Genomic DNA, 14,926 nt, shown 5'->3' on the forward strand with positions numbered 1-14,926 from the left:
TCTCCAGTGGTGGCGGGGCATGGCCGCCAGACGTGTGAATGCGCAGTTTACGCCGCAAACAATGGCCTTGCTGTCCTTTGTCAGACAAGGTCCAGCCAGTTGGCCGACAATGGTCTTTCTTTGCAAGAGCGGTCTCTGACAGCGAAAGTATTCGCTGGGCTCACCAGCGCGGCCTGAGACCGCTGCTTCCGGGGGCCTGTGCGAAACCACCCGGTTGGCCCGTTCAACCCGACCGCACACGCGACCGCATACAAAAACAAGGACATTTTTCATGGGCAACCGACTCACACAAATCGCCACCCGCACCGGCGACAACGGCACCACGGGCCTGGGCAACAACCAGCGCGTGTCGAAAAACAGCTTGCGCGTGCATGCCATGGGCGAGGTGGACGAGCTGAACTCACACATCGGCCTGCTGCTGTGCGAAGACATGCCCGCCGACGTGCGCGAGGTGCTGGTGGAGGTGCAGCACCAGCTGTTTAACCTGGGCGGTGAGCTGTCGATTCCCGGCTTTGAGCTGCTCAAGGAAGAAGCCGTGGCCGCGTTGGACGCAGCCCTTGAGCTTTACAACGCCCAACTGCCCAAACTGGAAGAGTTCATCTTGCCTGCCGGCACACGGGGCGCCTCGCAGGCCCATGTGTGCCGCACCGTGGCGCGCCGGGCCGAGCGCGCTTGCGTGGCGCTGGGCAACGAAGAGGCCCTGAACGACACGCCGCGCCAATACCTCAACCGCCTGTCGGATTTGATGTTCGTGCTGGCCCGCGTGCTCAACCGCATGCATGGCGGCGACGACGTGTATTGGAAGAGTGCCCGCATGCAAAAAGACCCGGCAGCCTGAAGGTTCTGGGGCTGTCACCTAGGTGCACTTTTCAGGGTTGATGCGCGTGACAGCGGGGCATGGCCGCTGATACGCTGCAATGCATGAACACCGTGTCACGACCCTCCGATTCTGCCCCCTATCTGCCCCAGATCAGGCTGTACCAAAACTGGCTGCGCGACGAGCGCGGCCTGAGTTTTGCCACCTACAACGAGCTCTGGCGATGGTCGGTTACCGAGCTGGACGCGTTTTGGCAAAGCATCTGGGATTACTTTGATTTTCAGTCCCCCACGCCGCACACGGCGGTGCTGGCGGGCAATGTCATGCCGGGGGCCAAGTGGTTTCCGGGGGCCCAGACCAATTACGCGCACCAGGTGTTTCGCCATGTGCAGCCCGCGCAAGCGGCTGGTTTTTTGGCGGTCATCAGCCACAACGAAAAAGGCTTGCGCCGCGAAATGAGCTGGCCCGAGCTGCGCCGCCAGGTCGCCGCCATGGCGCTGCACCTGCAGGCCCAGGGTGTGCAGCCGGGGGACAGGGTGGCGGCGTACCTGCCCAACATCCCCGAAGCCATGGTGGCGTTTTTGGCCACCGCCAGCGTGGGCGGCGTGTGGAGCATTTGCGCGCCGGACATGGGTACCCACGCCGTGCTGGACCGCTTCAAGCAGATCGAGCCCAAGGTGCTGATCGCGGTGGACGGCGTGAGCTACGGCGGGCGCGACTTTGACCGCATGGGTGTGGTGCAGGAGCTGCGCGACGCCTTGCCCAGCGTGCAGCACGTCATCGTGCACGACAACCTGGGCACGCTGGATCTGGCCCATTGCGCCGTGGGTGCCAGCGTGCAAATGTCGACCATCACGGCGCGTAACGATGCCGCTGTGCAGGCCTTTGAGCCGATGTGGTTGCCCTTTGATCACCCGCTGTGGATTGTCTATTCGAGCGGCACCACCGGCCTGCCCAAACCCATCGTGCATGGCCACGGCGGCACCGTGATCGTGGCGCTGGCCAACAAGATTTTGCACAACGACATCGGCTGCAGTTACCACCCCAACAGCTGGGGCGAGCGCTTCCATTGGTACAGCTCCACCGGCTGGGTCATGTGGAACGCGCAGGTGGCGGGCTTGCTGAACGGCGTGACCTGTGTGATCTATGACGGCAACCCTGGCGGCAGCAAGGAGAACCCGGACTGGGGCATTTTGTGGCGCTTGGCGGCGCAAGAGAAGGTGAGCTTCTTCGGCGCGGGCGCGGCCTTTTTTGCCAACTGCCAAAAGGCGGGCGTGGACATTTCGCGTTGCGGCGACTTGACGGGGGTACGCGCCCTGGGCACCACCGGATCGCCCTTGTCGCCCGAGACCCAAAGCTGGGGTACGGCGCAATTTCAGGCCATCGGCACCGACATCTGGTGGTGCAACATCTCGGGCGGCACCGATTTTGCGGGGGCCTTTTTGGGCGGCCACCGCGAGCTGCCGCAGGAACCTGGCGTGATGCAGTGCCGTGAACTGGGTTGCGCGGTCGAGGCCTGGAACGAAGCGGGCGAGCCCGTGTTGGGCGAAGTGGGCGAGCTGATCTGTGCGCAGCCCATTCCGTCCATGCCGCTGTACTTCTGGAACGACAAGGACAACGCCCGTTATTTGGCCAGCTATTTTGAGATGTACCCCGCAGGCCACGGCCGAAAACCCGGCGGCGGCAACGGCCCGGCCAGCATGGGCGGCGTGTGGCGGCATGGCGACTGGCTGCGCATTGGCGATACCCAAGGCGTGGGCGAAGGCTGCGTGATCTTTGGCCGCAGCGACGCCACCATCAACCGCTACGGCCTGCGCATGGGCACCAGCGAGCTGTACAGCGCGGTGGAAGCCCTGCCCGAAGTCATGGACTCGATGGTGGTGGACCTGGAGTATCTGGGCAAAGAAAGCTACATGCCGCTGTTTGTGGTGCTGCGCCCGGGTACGGTGTTTGACGACGCGATCAAGGCCAAACTCAACAACGCCATCAAAGTGGCGCTCAGCCCGCGATTCATTCCGAATGAAATCTTCCAGGTGGCTGAGATCCCGCGCACCTTGTCTGGCAAAAAGCAGGAGTTGCCGATCAAGAAACTCATGCTCGGTCAGCCGCTGGAAAAGGTGGTCAACCGGGACGCCATGGCCAATCCGGGGTGCCTGGATTGGTACGTGGAACTGGCCAAGCAGCACTTGGCCAAGGCCTAAGCTGGCCCCCCTTGCGCCAGACACCGTAGCGAACGAGGGCTTGGTGTTTTCGCAGGAGCCCACCCCTGTGGGCGAAACGATGCTCGCGCACCACCAAGATCGTATTCAGACCTGTCACAAGCACTTTTAGCGACTTTTATTCAGTACTTTAAAATAAAGTCGCGACTAAATCACAAACTACTTTGAAAAAGTCGCAAAATAACGGTTATGAAACGCTACCTTGATGACCGTGTGCAGGCCGATCTGGCCCACAAAATGGTATTCCTCACCGGCCCGCGCCAGGTGGGCAAAACCACGCTCAGCCGCCAACTGATGGCGCAGCAAGGCGGCCAATACCTGAACTGCGACGTGCCAGCCGACCGGGCCCTCATCCTGAAACAGCGTTGGAGCCCCCAAGCGCCTTTGCTGGTGCTGGATGAAATTCACAAAATGCCCGACTGGAAAGCCTGGCTCAAAGGTGTTTACGACGGCAAACCCGCCACCCAGCAACTGCTGGTCACGGGCAGCGCCAGCATGGACACCTTCAGGCAAAGTGGAGAATCGCTGGCGGGGCGTTTTTTCGGTCTGCGACTGCATCCCCTGTCGGTACGCGAATGGTGCGAGCAAACCGGGGCCATACCCGATGCTGCGCTGACCCATCTGCTGGAGCGCGGCGGCTTTCCTGAGCCCTGCCTGGCCCCAGACAACGAACAAGCCGAGCGCTGGCGCAGGCAGTACTTTGATGGCCTGGTGCGCAACGACGTGCTGGAGTTTTCGCGCATCCAGGAGGTCAACGCCATTCGCCTCTTTGCCCAAATGCTGCGCTCGCGAGTGGGCTCGCCCCTGTCGCTGGCCAGCATGGCGCGCGACTTGGCCGTGTCACCCGTCACGCTCAAGAAATACCTCGACATATTGGAAGCGCTTTTCATAATCTTTGTGGTGCGACCTTGGCATGACAACATCGCCCGCTCGGTGTTGCAAAGCCCCAAGGTCTACTTTTATGACACTGGCCTGGTCGAAGGTGACGAAGGCCTGCGCTTTGAAAACCTGGTGGCCACTGCTTTGCTCAAGCATGTGCAATGGCAGCAAGATGTGCAGGGCAAAGAGGCCGGACTGCACTACATCCGCACCAAAGACGGGGCCGAGGTGGACTTTGTTTTGAGCGAAAAAAACCAGCTCACGCAGCTGGTGGAATGCAAGTTGTCTGATGAAAAACCGCACCGCGCATTGCAACGCTTTGCGCTGGAAAAAGCGCCGGTTCAGGCTGTGCAGGTGGTTCGCAATGCGCGGCACAGCTACATGCTGGGGGACATTCAAATTGCTGTGGCTGCTGAATATTTGTCTGAACTCGTTGCCTGACTGAAAAGAGCCGAACTCAGTTCTTGTGCAACTCCGCATTCAACTTGCGCGCAGTTCGTGTTTAAAAAGTGGCTATACCTATGCCGCAACCCAGGGCGAATTGCCACCACGCCAAAGTTGTATTACGATGTCATACAAAGCTTGTTGTGGCCAGTTCGCGCCATCTAAAGGAGTGACATGAGTACATTGACCGTGCGTTTGACCGATCAGGAAGATCGCGACTTGCAACTGGCCTGCGAGCAGACCGGCAAAACCAAAAGCGAGGTGGTGCGTGATTTGCTGGCAGAGTCCTTGCGGGGTTATCGGTTGCGCCAGTCTTTGCAGGCAGCACATGCTGAGTTGGGCGGCGCAGCCCGACAAGCAGGTTGGCTGACCGAGGACGACATCTTGCAGGACGTCTCTTGAAGGGCTTTCTCGACACCAACGTCTGGTTGTCCGCCACCGTGTTTGCTGGCTTGTGTGAGGCGATCTTGATTGAGTGCCATCAGCGCGACTGGCTATTGACCACCCCATTGGTGCAGGCTGAGGCCCACGAAGTGCTGAAGCGTAAATTTCCTCACTTGCCACAATCACAGGCACTGTTTGACGCCATCTGGTCAGAAGCCACCTGCGTGCAAGACCTGGACGAGCCCGCAGATGACAACGACGTCAGGCTGGTCAGAGCCGCCAGCTTGGCAGGTGCCGAGGTGTTTGTCACAGGCGACAAGCGCGTGTTGTCCTGGGGCCGTGAAGGCAACATGCAAATTTTGAGCCCCAGGGATGCGTGGATGCTGCTGTTTGCGGGCATTAATGGCGCTTGAATAAGCGCCGATGTGGACCGTGCAGGTGGTGCGCCATGTGCGGCACAGCTATACCTTTGGCGATGTCCAGGTTGAGGTGGCGCGCGACACTCGATGCCAGCAGCGCCAACGTAATAATGAACTTATTGGGTTTATTTTCTCTTTGTTTTGAGCCTATAGTAAATACTTCGAGCCGGCTCAGGAACTTGATCGAGTGAGCGGGCGGACTGCAAAGAAGGAGCACCGGATTTCATGAGAAATTTAGTCCTGTACGAAAAAGCAGTACAGGGCTGTCAAAGCCATGCTCTAAGAGGGTTGCAGCCATTTCAACAACAAGATGTATCGACTATGCCCGGATGTATCCACCGGGTTCTGCGGTCTACATCACGTTAGACACGAGTTGAGGAAGTCACGCTGATGCACGACAAGAAAATCGAGTGGGGGAAGGAGATCGTTCAAGCCGGTAGCGATATAGCTACTCTAGCCAAGGATGTAGGCATTCCTGGTATCGGGTTGCTGGCCAAATTCGCCCAGCGCTTCTACGAAAAGCACCTTCAGCAGCGTTTTGCAAAGTTTCTGGCCGACGCAGAAGTTGACGAAGAAATAATCAACAAAATTTCAGCGGATGCAAACTATTCAAACTACTTCTACGCAGCACTGGAGACTGTTCGCCAAACTCATTCGCAAATCGGTGTTGTTGCGCTGGCTCTTATCTATAAAGATCACTGGAACGATGAGGCCTATTTGATTGCGGCGATGCGAGCATTCTCTCAAGTCAGTGACAGAACGCTAAATGCGTTTATGTCGTTGTACGAAGAGATTCCGTCTGGCCAGAACTATCTGGTCTTAACCACTAAAAAAAATGATGAAGGTCACTTCCACGAGATCTACAACGAGGCCGTCGAGCTTATTGGCCGCAACTTCTTTGTAATGAGTACTGGGGCCAGCATGCATGCAAATGGACCGGTACAGGGGATGAAATGGGATCACACGGATTCTTATTATGCTTACTGCCGAGCAGCTAAGGCCCGTGTCTAACAAGCCATTCGAGACGGACCTTCGCAAGCGGGCTTCGCCCGCTTGCTCGGCCGCTCATGGGCGACGTTCGGCCTTGCGCCAATACATCGCAGAGCACCCGATCACCCACTGACTGCTGTCGCTGGCTCTTTACGAATTGGCCTTGCCGGGCGGTGATCGGAAAAGACGAACGGCGTGCCCACTTGCGCAGGCACGCCGTTTTGTTTTGAAAGAACGAGAAAACTCAGTTCTTGTGCAACTCAGCGTTCAATTCGCCCCAGCTCTTGTTGCGCGGGATGGCGTGCAGCGCGCCGGACTGTGAATCGCGGCGGAACAGGATGCCGTTTTTGCCGGACAGCTCCTTGGCTTTCATGACCGAGCCGTCGGGCATTTGCACGCGGCTGCCGCCGGTGATGTAGCAACCGGCTTCCACAATGCAGTCGTCGCCCAGCGAGATGCCGATGCCGGCGTTGGCGCCCAATAGGCAGCGCTTGCCGACCTTGATGACTTCTTTGCCGCCACCCGACAGCGTGCCCATGATGGAAGCGCTGCCGCCGATGTCGCTGGCGTCGTCCACCACCACGCCCGCGCTGATGCGGCCTTCGACCATGCTGGCGCCCAGGGTGCCGGCGTTGAAGTTGCAAAAACCTTCGTGCATGACGGTGGTGCCGCTGGCCAGGTGCGCGCCCAGGCGCACCCGGTCGGCGTTGGCAATGCGCACGCCCGACGGGATCACGTAGTCGGTCATCTGCGGGAATTTGTCCAGGCCCTTGATCTCGAGCACGCGGCCGGTGCCACGGGCTTTCAGGCGGGCAGCGGGCACATCGGCCAGCGCGCAAGGGCCAAAGTTGGTCCAGGCCACGTTGGGCAGCAGACCAAAGATGCCGGTCACGTTGGCGCCGTGCGGCGCTACCTGCCGGTGGCTCAGCAGGTGCAGGCGCAGGTAGGCGTCGTGCGTGTCGGTGGGCGCGTCGGCCAAGGACTTGATTTCGGTGCGAACCGCCACCACGGTGGCGTTGCGCACGCTGCAGGCGACCAAGGCCTGGGCCACCTCTGCGCCCAAAGCGGCGACGGCTTCGGCCTGGGTCAGGCGGGTGCTGCCGCTGGCGGTCACGTCGGCCGCCAGTTCGGGGGCCGGGAACCAGGTGTCCAGCACGGTGCCGTCAGCGGCGATGGTGGCCAGGCCTGTGGCGCGTGCGCCGGTGGTTTGGAGTGTGCTCATGTTTTGGTTCCGAAAAAATGGCCCGCCAAGTGTGTGGGCCGTTGCGTCAAGGGGAGCCAGATTATCGCGGAAGGCGGCGTGTCACAAATTATTCATGGGCCTTACATAGACTGGACAATTTGCAAACTTCACGATTTTCGGCGCAGGCGCTGGTATCCCCCACCACGCACAACGCAGACGCTGCCAAAACCATGCCTGCTCGACTTTTCACCAACGCTGCTGCCATGATGTTCACCAGAACCTCGACAGAATCTCCTGACCTATTCAGGGGACTTTGGCCGCTGTTGGGCATGCTTTTGATGGCCAGCTTGCTGGGCGCCTGCATGCCGCGCCAATTGTTGGTCAACAGCGCCGCGGATGCACTGACGGCACAAGGCCAAGCGGCGGAAGAGGACCTGGGTTTGGCCCGTGAGGCCAGTGCTTTTTATCTCAAATTGTCCGAATCTTTGTTGCGACAGTCGCCCGGTCACTTGCCCTTGGCCGAGTCGGTGGCTTCGGGCTTCACGCAATATGCCTACGCTTTTGTGGGTTTCGAAGCCGAACGCCTGGTCAGCACCGATGCCAAGGCCGCGCACCTGCTGAACCAGCGAGCGCAGCGCATGTATTGGCGTGCACACCGCCACGCCATGGCCGCGTTGAACCAGACGAGCCCCGGGTTTTCTGCTGCCCTGGCGCAGCCACAAGCCTCGCGCTGGCCAGTGCTGCGACCCGATCAAGTGGGCGTGGCCTATTGGGCCGCGGCTTCCTGGGGGGCTTACATCGCGCTGTCCAAAGACGACCCCGATGCGGTGGCCGATTTGCCCTTGGTCGGTCGCTTGGCCGAACTGGCGTGGCGCACCTCACCGGAGCATGGCCAAGGCGCTTTGGCCAGCTTGATGGGCAACATCGAGGCCGCACGTCCCGGCGGCTCTGCTGTCAAAGCGGCAGCGTTTTTTGACCAAGCCATTGCGGTCAGTGGGGGTCAAAACGCAGGGCCTTTTGTGGCCAAAGCCGAGGCGATTGCCCAAGCGGCGGGCGATCGGCCAGCCTTTGAAGTTTTGTTGCAACAGGCGCTGACGGTGAGCGCCAAGCACGCCGACTTGTCGAGCCAAATCATGCGCCAGCGTGCGCAGTGGTTGCTTGACAACGCAGATGATCTTTTTTAATGGGTCTGAAAATGGTTTTGACGTTTGCAAAGTGGTGGCCAAAAGGGCTGAGTGCAGCGCTGGTGGTGTTGGGCATGTCGTGGCTGCCCACCACGCAGGCACATGCCCAGCAACTGCGCATCGGTTCTTTGGTGCCCAAAAATTCTCTCTACCACCGCCAGCTGCTGGACGTGGCCGAGAGCTGGCGAACAGCGCAGGGTGCGGGCGCGAAGTTTCTGGTGTACCCCGATGGCTCCCAAGGGGGCGAGGCCGAAATGGCGCGACGCATGCGCATCGGGCAACTCCAAGGCGCGTTGTTGTCGGTGGTGGGTTTGCGCGAAATCGAGCCCTCGATCGCGGCGCTGCAATCGATGCCACTGCTGTTTCGCAATTGGGAAGAGCTCGACTACGTGCGCGAGAAAATGCGCCCGACCATGGAAAAGAAGTTCCTGGACAAAGGCTTTGTGGTGCTGGCATGGGGCGATGCGGGTTGGGTGCGTTTCTTTTCCAAAGAAGCCGCGCTGCGGCCTGATGACTACAAGCGCATGAAATTTTTTGCTTGGGGCTCGGAGCCCGACCAGCAAAACATCATGAAAAGCTTGGGCTACACGCCCGTGCCGTTGGAGACCACCGACATCCTGCCCGCCATTCAGACGGGCATGATCAATGTGGTGCCGTCCACGCCCTACTTTGCCTTGGCCACCCAGGTCTACAACACCGCGCCGCACATGCTGGACATCAACTGGGCCCCGATTGTGGGGGCCTTGGTCGTGACCCGCAAAGCATGGGACGGCATGTCGCCCGATGTCCAAACCGCGGTGCGATCTGCCAGCGACAAAGCAGGTGCGCAAATTCGGACCAAAGCCCGGCAAGAGGTCGAAGAAGCGGTGGACGCGATGAAAAAACGAGGCCTCACGGTGAACAAACCCAATGCAGTGCAAATGAAAGAGTGGAACGATTTGGCGGAAAAGCTGTACCCGCGCATTCGCGGCACCATGGTGCCCACCGAAACTTTTGATGAGGTCATGGCCCACCTGAAAACCTACCGTGCAGGCCAAGCCAAGTGAGCCCCACTTCCGAGACCCAGCCTGAAACGCCACGCCAAAGCACTTGGGCGATCGACGAGTGGCTGTCGTCGGCAGCGCTGGCGCTGATGGTGCTGATCCCGGTCATTGAAATAGCCATGCGCCCTTGGATGGGCCAAGGCATCGAAAACGCCTCTGTCTTGGTGCAGCACCTGGGTTTGGTGCTGACGATGTGGGGTGCGTTGGCGGCCGAGCGGCATGGCCACCTGACCACGATGGGCGGCGGCATGCGCCGAAACGGCGAGCTGCCCAGCAGCGGGGCCAACTCCTGGCCGCAGCGCCTGGCCCACGGCTTGGCTGCCTTGGTTTGCGGCATGTTGGCCATGAGCAGCTGGCGCTTGGTGGACAGTGAGCGCGAGGCCGCCCAGGTGCTGGCCTATGGCATACCGGTTTGGTGGGTCCAGGCCAGCATGCCTTTGGGCTTTGCTTTGCTGGGGGTCAAGCTGGGTGCGCGCTGCGCACTTTTTGCGCGTGCATGGCCGGGTCGGTGGCTGACCGGTTTGGCGCTGGCGCTGTGCGGAGCCGCTTTGGTCGCGCAATTTGACGGCACGGCCTTTGCTGCCTGGCCTGCGTTCATGCTTTTGTGTGTTGCTTTGTTTGCCGGTGCGCCGATATTTGCGGTGCTGGGGGGTTTGGCGCTGGCTTTGTTTTGGCAAGACGGCATGCCTTTGGCTTCGGTGTCCCTGTCGCACTACCAAATCACGGTGAACCCGTCCTTGCCCGCGCTGCCCTTGTTCACTTTGGCGGGCTTGGTGTTTGCGCGCACCGGGGCTGCGCAGCGACTGGGCACTTTGTTTGTGGCTTTGTTGGGGCACGGTGCCAAGGGCACGGTGCTGGCGACCGCATTGTTGTGCTCTTGTTTCACCGCGTTTACGGGCGGCAGCGGGGTGACCATTTTGGCTCTGGGCGGCTTGTTGTTGCCTTTGCTGCTCAAGGTGGGTTACCCCGAAAATCGGGGCATCAGTTTGGTCACCAGTGCCAGTGCTTTAGGTGTCCTGTTGGCACCGTCGGTGCCGCTCATCATGTACGCCATCATTGCCCGCGTGCCCATCAACACCATGTTTTTGGCGGGCCTGTTGCCGGCGTTGGTCATGGTGGCTTTTCTACTGGTGTTTGGCGGGTACTTGCGCCGATCCCGTGGTGAGTTGCCTTCAGACGCGGTCCCAAATCCGCCCTTGTCTCTGACGCCGCGCCCCTTGCTTTGGCCCTCTGTTTGGGCCGCCAAATGGGAAATTTTGGCCCCCGTGGTGGCCATTGGTTCCTTGGTCAGTGGCTTGGCCACGCCCACCGAAAGCGCGGCCGTCACTGCGCTCTATGCCATCTTGACCCAAGCTTGGGGCCACCGCGAATTGGGTTGGCGCTTGTTGTTCAAGTGTCTGAGCGAATCGGCCCAGATCATTGGTGGCGTGTTGTTGATTTTGGGCATGGCTTTGGCATTGACCAATTTCTTGATCGACGCGGGCATCCCGGATGCGGCCATTGAAGCTGTGCAAGGCGCCATTCCGGACAAGTTCTTGTTCTTGTTGGCTTTGACGGTGTTTTTGCTGCTGGCTGGTGCGCTCATGGAAATTTATGCGGCCATCGTCGTCTTGGTGCCCTTGCTGTTGCCGGTGGCCATGAGCTATGGCATTGACCCGGTTCACTTTGGCATCATTTTCCTGGCCGCCATGGAGATGGGCTTTTTGTGCCCGCCGGCGGGCATGAACATATATTTTTCATCGGCCATGTTCAAAAAGCCGGTGAGTGAAGTGGCCGTGGCGGTGTTGCCCGCTTTGTTCGCGATCTTTTTGGGCACACTGGCCATCGCTTCAGTGCCATGGCTTGCCACGGGTTTGCCAAGGCTGCTTGGCGCGTCTGTGTGACGGTGACATCAAGCCGGTGATTTTTTGGGCTGCGCTGTGCACGCTTGGCACACAAATGTGCGTTGGTTCAAAAAGCGGGTGAATGAACCCAGCGCGCGCGGCTTGTGCAGCCCACACCGGTAGCAACTCATGGTGCCCATGTTGGCCGAATCCTTGAAAGGCGAGCCGCCGCCTTTGAAGGTGTAGCGCAGGCCATCGGAAGCCATGATGGAGTCGGCTTCAAGTTTGAGTGCTGGGGTCATGGTGTGCTGGAGGTGTTGGAAGACGATGTGAACGTGTGTGGGCTCAAGTCAGCGCGAAGCCTCAACGGGTGCGGTGGCCAACCACAGCGCATCAATGTCACGCAACTTTTGGCCGTCAAACCTGTCGTGTTCTTCCCAGTAGCGCCCAGACGCGACCCAGTAGCCTAAATCGGCCTCGGCGCGCAAGGCGGTTTGAACAGCCGACGGCGGCTGCGCCTCAAAGCTCGGGTGCTCGGTCATGACTTCAAGGGCCGTAAAAGCCAAGCGTGGAAAGCAAAGCCGAGAGTTTTCAAGCTCCGACAGATTGACCACGGCACAGCCGTTTTGATGAGCCAAAGCCTGAAAGCGCAGAGATTTGGCTTCCAGGCTTTGCAAGGTCACATCGCAGCGCAGGGGGTCGGCTGTGCCTGCGCCATAAAAATGGGTCGCCTGACCGGGCTTGGCGTCGTACACCATGTCGCAGCCGATGTAGGCGATGACATCGGGTTTGAGTGCGCCAAGAACCCAATAACCAGCGGTGAAAGACATGGTGCCGCCCGCATACACAAAGCCGCCAAATTCATTTTGAACCGGTACAAACTCTTCGGCCGTGACAATGCGTTTGCCGTTCAGATCTTCTGCACGGGGGTGCCTGTCGATGGGAAAGTCTTCAGGGTAAATCAAGCAATTCCAGGACGGGCAGGCTTTCCAAGCGTTGTTGATCACCACGGTGTGGGAAAAACAAGACGTATCCCAATCTGCGGTTTTCACCGCATCGGGTGCGCTCCCAACGATCAGTACTTTGTTCAATGCCGTGCTCACGAAGGATATGGAATGCCACTGACCCAAGATGCTGAACGCCGAAGATGTCACCTTGATGAACTTAAAAAAAGGGCCGCTTTGCGGGCTAAAAAAATGTTTCATGGATGCCTGTGGCCGGTGCCCTGTCACTTTCTGCCAATCCCTTTGAGTCTTGCAGCGATTGCAGCCGACCCGCCAGCGCGTTGCAATCACCCCATGGCGACGGCCGCAACCAGGCCGCGCCGATGGAGACACAAGCATGTACCTCATCGCTGGTTTGCACCGCTCATTGCAAAGGCACCCCGACAAGATCGCCACCGTCACAGGCCGCCGCCGCCAGACTTACCGGCAGCTGGTGGACCGGGTGGCCCGCACCGCGTCAGCACTGCGTGCGCTGGGTCTGCAGCCGGGCGAGCGCTTGTCTGTGCTGTCCCTCAACAGCGACCGCATGATCGAGTTGCTGCTGGCCGGAGCTTGGGCCGGGCTGGTCATCAACCCGATCAACACGCGTTGGACGCCGGCCGAAGTGGCCTACGCGCTGAACGACTGCGGCGCCGATCACGTTGCCACTTCTCAGGCGGGCCCTGCAGGCCTTCCCTGATGTGGAATTCATCCATTTCTACGGCATGACCGAAACCTCGGCCGCCGTCTCAAACTTGCCGATTTCCCGCGACCCGGCCTTTCTGGACAGCCAGCGCATCCGCTCGGCGGGGCAGGCCGGGGTGTCGGCCGAGATCCGTATCGCAGACGCCGAGGGCAAAGAGCTGCCCGCGGGCATGCATGGCGAGATCTTGGTGCGCGGCCCGGCGGTGATGCAAGGCTACTGGGGCCGCGAAGAAGACACCCGCCAGGCTTTGGCCGGCGGCTGGCTGCACACCGGCGACGGCGGCACCATGGACCCACACGGCTACCTGTATGTGATCGACCGCATCAAAGACCTGGTCATCACCGGCGGCGAAAACGTCTACCCGGCCGAAGTCGAAAGCACCCTCACCAGCCACCCGGCGGTGTCGATGTACGCCGTGATCGGTTTGCCCCACGAGAAATGGGGCGAGGCCGTGCACGCCATCGTCGTGCTCAAGCCCGGCGCGCAGGCCAGCGCCGAAGAACTCTCGACGCACTGCCACTTGCTGATCAGCGGCTTCAAGTGCCCAAAGAGCTACGAATTTCGCGACAAGCTGCCGCTCACGGCCGCTGGAAAAGTGCAAAAGACCGAACTGCGCAAGAGCGCAGCAGGGGCACGCGCATGAACAGCACAACAGCGAACCCAAAGCCAAACCGCCCGCCGCTGCAAGGCGTGCGCGTGCTCGACCTTACCCGCCTGCTGCCCGGCCCCATGTGCACGCTGCACCTGGCCGACCTGGGCGCCGACGTCATCAAGATCGAAGACCTGGGCGCGGGCGACTACGCCTCGCCTGCGGTGCGCGAAATGCTCAACCGCAACAAGCGTGGCATGCGCCTGGACCTCAAACACCCCGAAGGCGTGCAGCTTTTGCTCAAGCTGTGCAAGAGCGCCGACGTGCTGGTCGAGGGCTTTCGCCCCGGCGTGATGGCCCGGCTGGGTTTGGGTTATGACGTGGTGCGTGCACGCAACCCGCGCCTGGTGTGCTGCAGCATCAGCGGCTACGGCCAGACCGGGCCGCTCAGTCAAAAGGCCGGGCACGATCTGAACTACTGCGGCTATGCCGGGGTGGCCGACCAGGTGGGCACGCCGTCTGGCGAGCTGGCGCTGTCCAACCTGCCCATGGGCGACTTGCTGGGCGGCAGCATGCCCGCCGTCATGGGCATTCTGGCCGCGCTGTTCGACGCGCAGCGCACCGGCCAGGGGCATGTTGACGTGGCCATTGCCGACGGCGTGCTGGCCCACGCGGTGATCCCGCTGGCGGGCCTGCACAGCCGGGGCCGCGTGCCCGCGCCCGGTGGCGACAAGCTGACCGGGGCGCTGCCCTGCTACGGCCTGTACCCCACACAAGACGGCCGCTATTTGGCCGTGGGCGCGTTCGAGCACAAGTTCTGGGACAGCTTTTGTACTTTGCTGGGCCGCCCCGACTTGGCCGAACACCACATCCCCCAAACCCAAGCCTTGAACGACTGGGCGCGCCGCGAAGTGGCCCAGGCGGTGCAAGCCCACCCCTGGCCCACTGGGCGCAGCTGCTGGAAGGTGCCGACTGCTGCGTGACCCCCGTGCTCAAACTCGACGAGGCGCAACAACTGCCGCACTTCCAAGACCGGGGCATGTGGGTGCAGGTGCAGACCGCGCAGGGCGAGACCATGACACAACTGGCCATGCCGGTGCAGATGAGCGGCTACACCTTCGCGGTGCACAATCCCGCGCCCCTGCAGGGCCAACACACCCGCGAGCTGCTGGCCGCTGCGGGACTCGACGCCGCCGCCATTGATGTTTTGTGCCAATGCAAAGTCGTAGGATAGAGGCCTTGCCCCCTAGTCCTTCAGGCCCG

At 60.6% G+C, this 14,926-nt stretch carries 14 protein-coding genes and 1 pseudogene; 12 read left to right on the forward strand and 3 right to left on the reverse strand.

Features of this window, described 5'->3' with window-relative positions; all coding sequences use genetic code 11:
* Positions 1 to 271: 271 nt before the first annotated feature.
* From Q0O99_RS00780 to Q0O99_RS00805, 6 genes are all read left to right on the forward strand, one after another.
* Complete coding sequence (locus Q0O99_RS00780; protein ID WP_293747530.1) at positions 272 to 838, forward strand: cob(I)yrinic acid a,c-diamide adenosyltransferase; 567 nt, start codon at positions 272 to 274, stop codon at positions 836 to 838.
* Between the two features lie 83 nt (positions 839 to 921).
* On the forward strand, positions 922 to 3,018 hold the full coding sequence (locus Q0O99_RS00785; protein WP_293747532.1) for an acetoacetate--CoA ligase: 2,097 nt from the start codon (positions 922 to 924) through the stop codon (positions 3,016 to 3,018).
* A gap of 207 nt (positions 3,019 to 3,225) precedes the next feature.
* Entirely contained in the window at positions 3,226 to 4,356 is a 1,131-nt protein-coding gene (locus tag Q0O99_RS00790; protein ID WP_293747534.1) for an ATP-binding protein, read from the forward strand.
* A 177-nt stretch (positions 4,357 to 4,533) separates the two neighbouring features.
* Positions 4,534 to 4,761 carry a ribbon-helix-helix protein, CopG family gene (locus Q0O99_RS00795; protein ID WP_293747536.1) on the forward strand — a complete coding sequence of 76 codons (228 nt, stop codon included), beginning with the start codon at positions 4,534 to 4,536 and terminating at the stop codon, positions 4,759 to 4,761.
* Positions 4,758 to 5,156, forward strand: a complete 399-nt coding sequence (locus tag Q0O99_RS00800; protein WP_293747538.1) for a hypothetical protein — start codon at positions 4,758 to 4,760, stop codon at positions 5,154 to 5,156. Before Q0O99_RS00795 ends, Q0O99_RS00800 begins: the two co-directional genes overlap by 4 nt.
* 396 nt (positions 5,157 to 5,552) lie before the next feature.
* Positions 5,553 to 6,173 carry a hypothetical protein gene (locus Q0O99_RS00805; RefSeq protein ID WP_293747540.1) on the forward strand — a complete coding sequence of 207 codons (621 nt, stop codon included), beginning with the start codon at positions 5,553 to 5,555 and terminating at the stop codon, positions 6,171 to 6,173.
* A gap of 223 nt (positions 6,174 to 6,396) precedes the next feature.
* Here the strand turns inward: Q0O99_RS00805 and dapD are convergent, their stop codons facing one another.
* A complete protein-coding gene (gene dapD, locus Q0O99_RS00810; protein ID WP_293747542.1) occupies positions 6,397 to 7,374 on the reverse strand; it encodes a 2,3,4,5-tetrahydropyridine-2,6-dicarboxylate N-succinyltransferase in 978 nt (325 codons plus the stop codon).
* A gap of 290 nt (positions 7,375 to 7,664) precedes the next feature.
* Between dapD and Q0O99_RS00815 the strand changes: the two genes are divergently transcribed.
* From Q0O99_RS00815 to Q0O99_RS00825, 3 genes are read left to right on the forward strand one after another with little or no spacing between them, the layout of a single operon-like run.
* Positions 7,665 to 8,519 carry a TRAP transporter TatT component family protein gene (locus Q0O99_RS00815; protein WP_293747544.1) on the forward strand — a complete coding sequence of 285 codons (855 nt, stop codon included), beginning with the start codon at positions 7,665 to 7,667 and terminating at the stop codon, positions 8,517 to 8,519.
* Between the two features lie 11 nt (positions 8,520 to 8,530).
* Complete coding sequence (dctP, locus tag Q0O99_RS00820; protein ID WP_293747546.1) at positions 8,531 to 9,565, forward strand: TRAP transporter substrate-binding protein DctP; 1,035 nt, start codon at positions 8,531 to 8,533, stop codon at positions 9,563 to 9,565.
* On the forward strand, positions 9,562 to 11,445 hold the full coding sequence (locus tag Q0O99_RS00825) for a TRAP transporter large permease subunit (protein WP_293747548.1): 1,884 nt from the start codon (positions 9,562 to 9,564) through the stop codon (positions 11,443 to 11,445). The genes dctP and Q0O99_RS00825 overlap by 4 nt, the downstream gene beginning before the upstream one ends.
* Positions 11,446 to 11,453: 8 nt before the next feature.
* On the opposite strand, the gene Q0O99_RS00830 is transcribed toward Q0O99_RS00825, so the two are convergent.
* Entirely contained in the window at positions 11,454 to 11,687 is a 234-nt protein-coding gene (locus Q0O99_RS00830; RefSeq protein ID WP_293747549.1) for a hypothetical protein, read from the reverse strand.
* A 48-nt stretch (positions 11,688 to 11,735) separates the two neighbouring features.
* Positions 11,736 to 12,590: a hypothetical protein gene (locus Q0O99_RS00835; protein WP_293747550.1), complete on the reverse strand. Its 855-nt coding sequence runs from the start codon at positions 12,588 to 12,590 to the stop codon at positions 11,736 to 11,738.
* 136 nt (positions 12,591 to 12,726) lie between these two features.
* On the opposite strand from Q0O99_RS00835, the gene Q0O99_RS17495 reads away from it, so the two are divergent.
* The 3 genes and pseudogenes from Q0O99_RS17495 (at position 12,727) to Q0O99_RS00845 (ending at position 14,897) form a co-directional block, all read left to right on the forward strand.
* A complete protein-coding gene (locus Q0O99_RS17495; RefSeq protein WP_367185166.1) occupies positions 12,727 to 13,068 on the forward strand; it encodes an AMP-binding protein in 342 nt (113 codons plus the stop codon).
* 1 nt (position 13,069) lies between these two features.
* Positions 13,070 to 13,717: a class I adenylate-forming enzyme family protein gene (locus Q0O99_RS00840; protein WP_367185167.1), complete on the forward strand. Its 648-nt coding sequence runs from the start codon at positions 13,070 to 13,072 to the stop codon at positions 13,715 to 13,717.
* A pseudogene (locus Q0O99_RS00845) lies at positions 13,714 to 14,897 on the forward strand (CaiB/BaiF CoA transferase family protein). The gene Q0O99_RS00840 and the pseudogene Q0O99_RS00845 overlap by 4 nt, the downstream one beginning before the upstream one ends.
* Positions 14,898 to 14,926 lie beyond the last annotated feature (29 nt).

Source organism: Limnohabitans sp. Rim8 (genome assembly GCF_945901735.1).
GTDB lineage: Bacteria > Pseudomonadota > Gammaproteobacteria > Burkholderiales > Burkholderiaceae_C > Limnohabitans_A.

What these genes read in the sequence shown, in the direction of transcription:
- Q0O99_RS00805 (WP_293747540.1), top strand. Translation starts at nt 5,553, where the DNA reads ATGCACGACAAGAAAATCGAGTGGGGGAAGGAGATCGTTCAAGCCGGT.
- Q0O99_RS00780 (WP_293747530.1), top strand. Translation starts at nt 272, where the DNA reads ATGGGCAACCGACTCACACAAATCGCCACCCGCACCGGCGACAACGGC.
- Q0O99_RS00835 (WP_293747550.1), bottom strand. Translation starts at nt 12,590, where the DNA reads ATGAAACATTTTTTTAGCCCGCAAAGCGGCCCTTTTTTTAAGTTCATC.
- Q0O99_RS00790 (WP_293747534.1), top strand. Translation starts at nt 3,226, where the DNA reads ATGAAACGCTACCTTGATGACCGTGTGCAGGCCGATCTGGCCCACAAA.
- dapD (WP_293747542.1), bottom strand. Translation starts at nt 7,374, where the DNA reads ATGAGCACACTCCAAACCACCGGCGCACGCGCCACAGGCCTGGCCACC.
- dctP (WP_293747546.1), top strand. Translation starts at nt 8,531, where the DNA reads ATGGTTTTGACGTTTGCAAAGTGGTGGCCAAAAGGGCTGAGTGCAGCG.
- Q0O99_RS00785 (WP_293747532.1), top strand. Translation starts at nt 922, where the DNA reads ATGAACACCGTGTCACGACCCTCCGATTCTGCCCCCTATCTGCCCCAG.
- Q0O99_RS00830 (WP_293747549.1), bottom strand. Translation starts at nt 11,687, where the DNA reads ATGACCCCAGCACTCAAACTTGAAGCCGACTCCATCATGGCTTCCGAT.
- Q0O99_RS17495 (WP_367185166.1), top strand. Translation starts at nt 12,727, where the DNA reads ATGTACCTCATCGCTGGTTTGCACCGCTCATTGCAAAGGCACCCCGAC.
- Q0O99_RS00795 (WP_293747536.1), top strand. Translation starts at nt 4,534, where the DNA reads ATGAGTACATTGACCGTGCGTTTGACCGATCAGGAAGATCGCGACTTG.
- Q0O99_RS00815 (WP_293747544.1), top strand. Translation starts at nt 7,665, where the DNA reads ATGCTTTTGATGGCCAGCTTGCTGGGCGCCTGCATGCCGCGCCAATTG.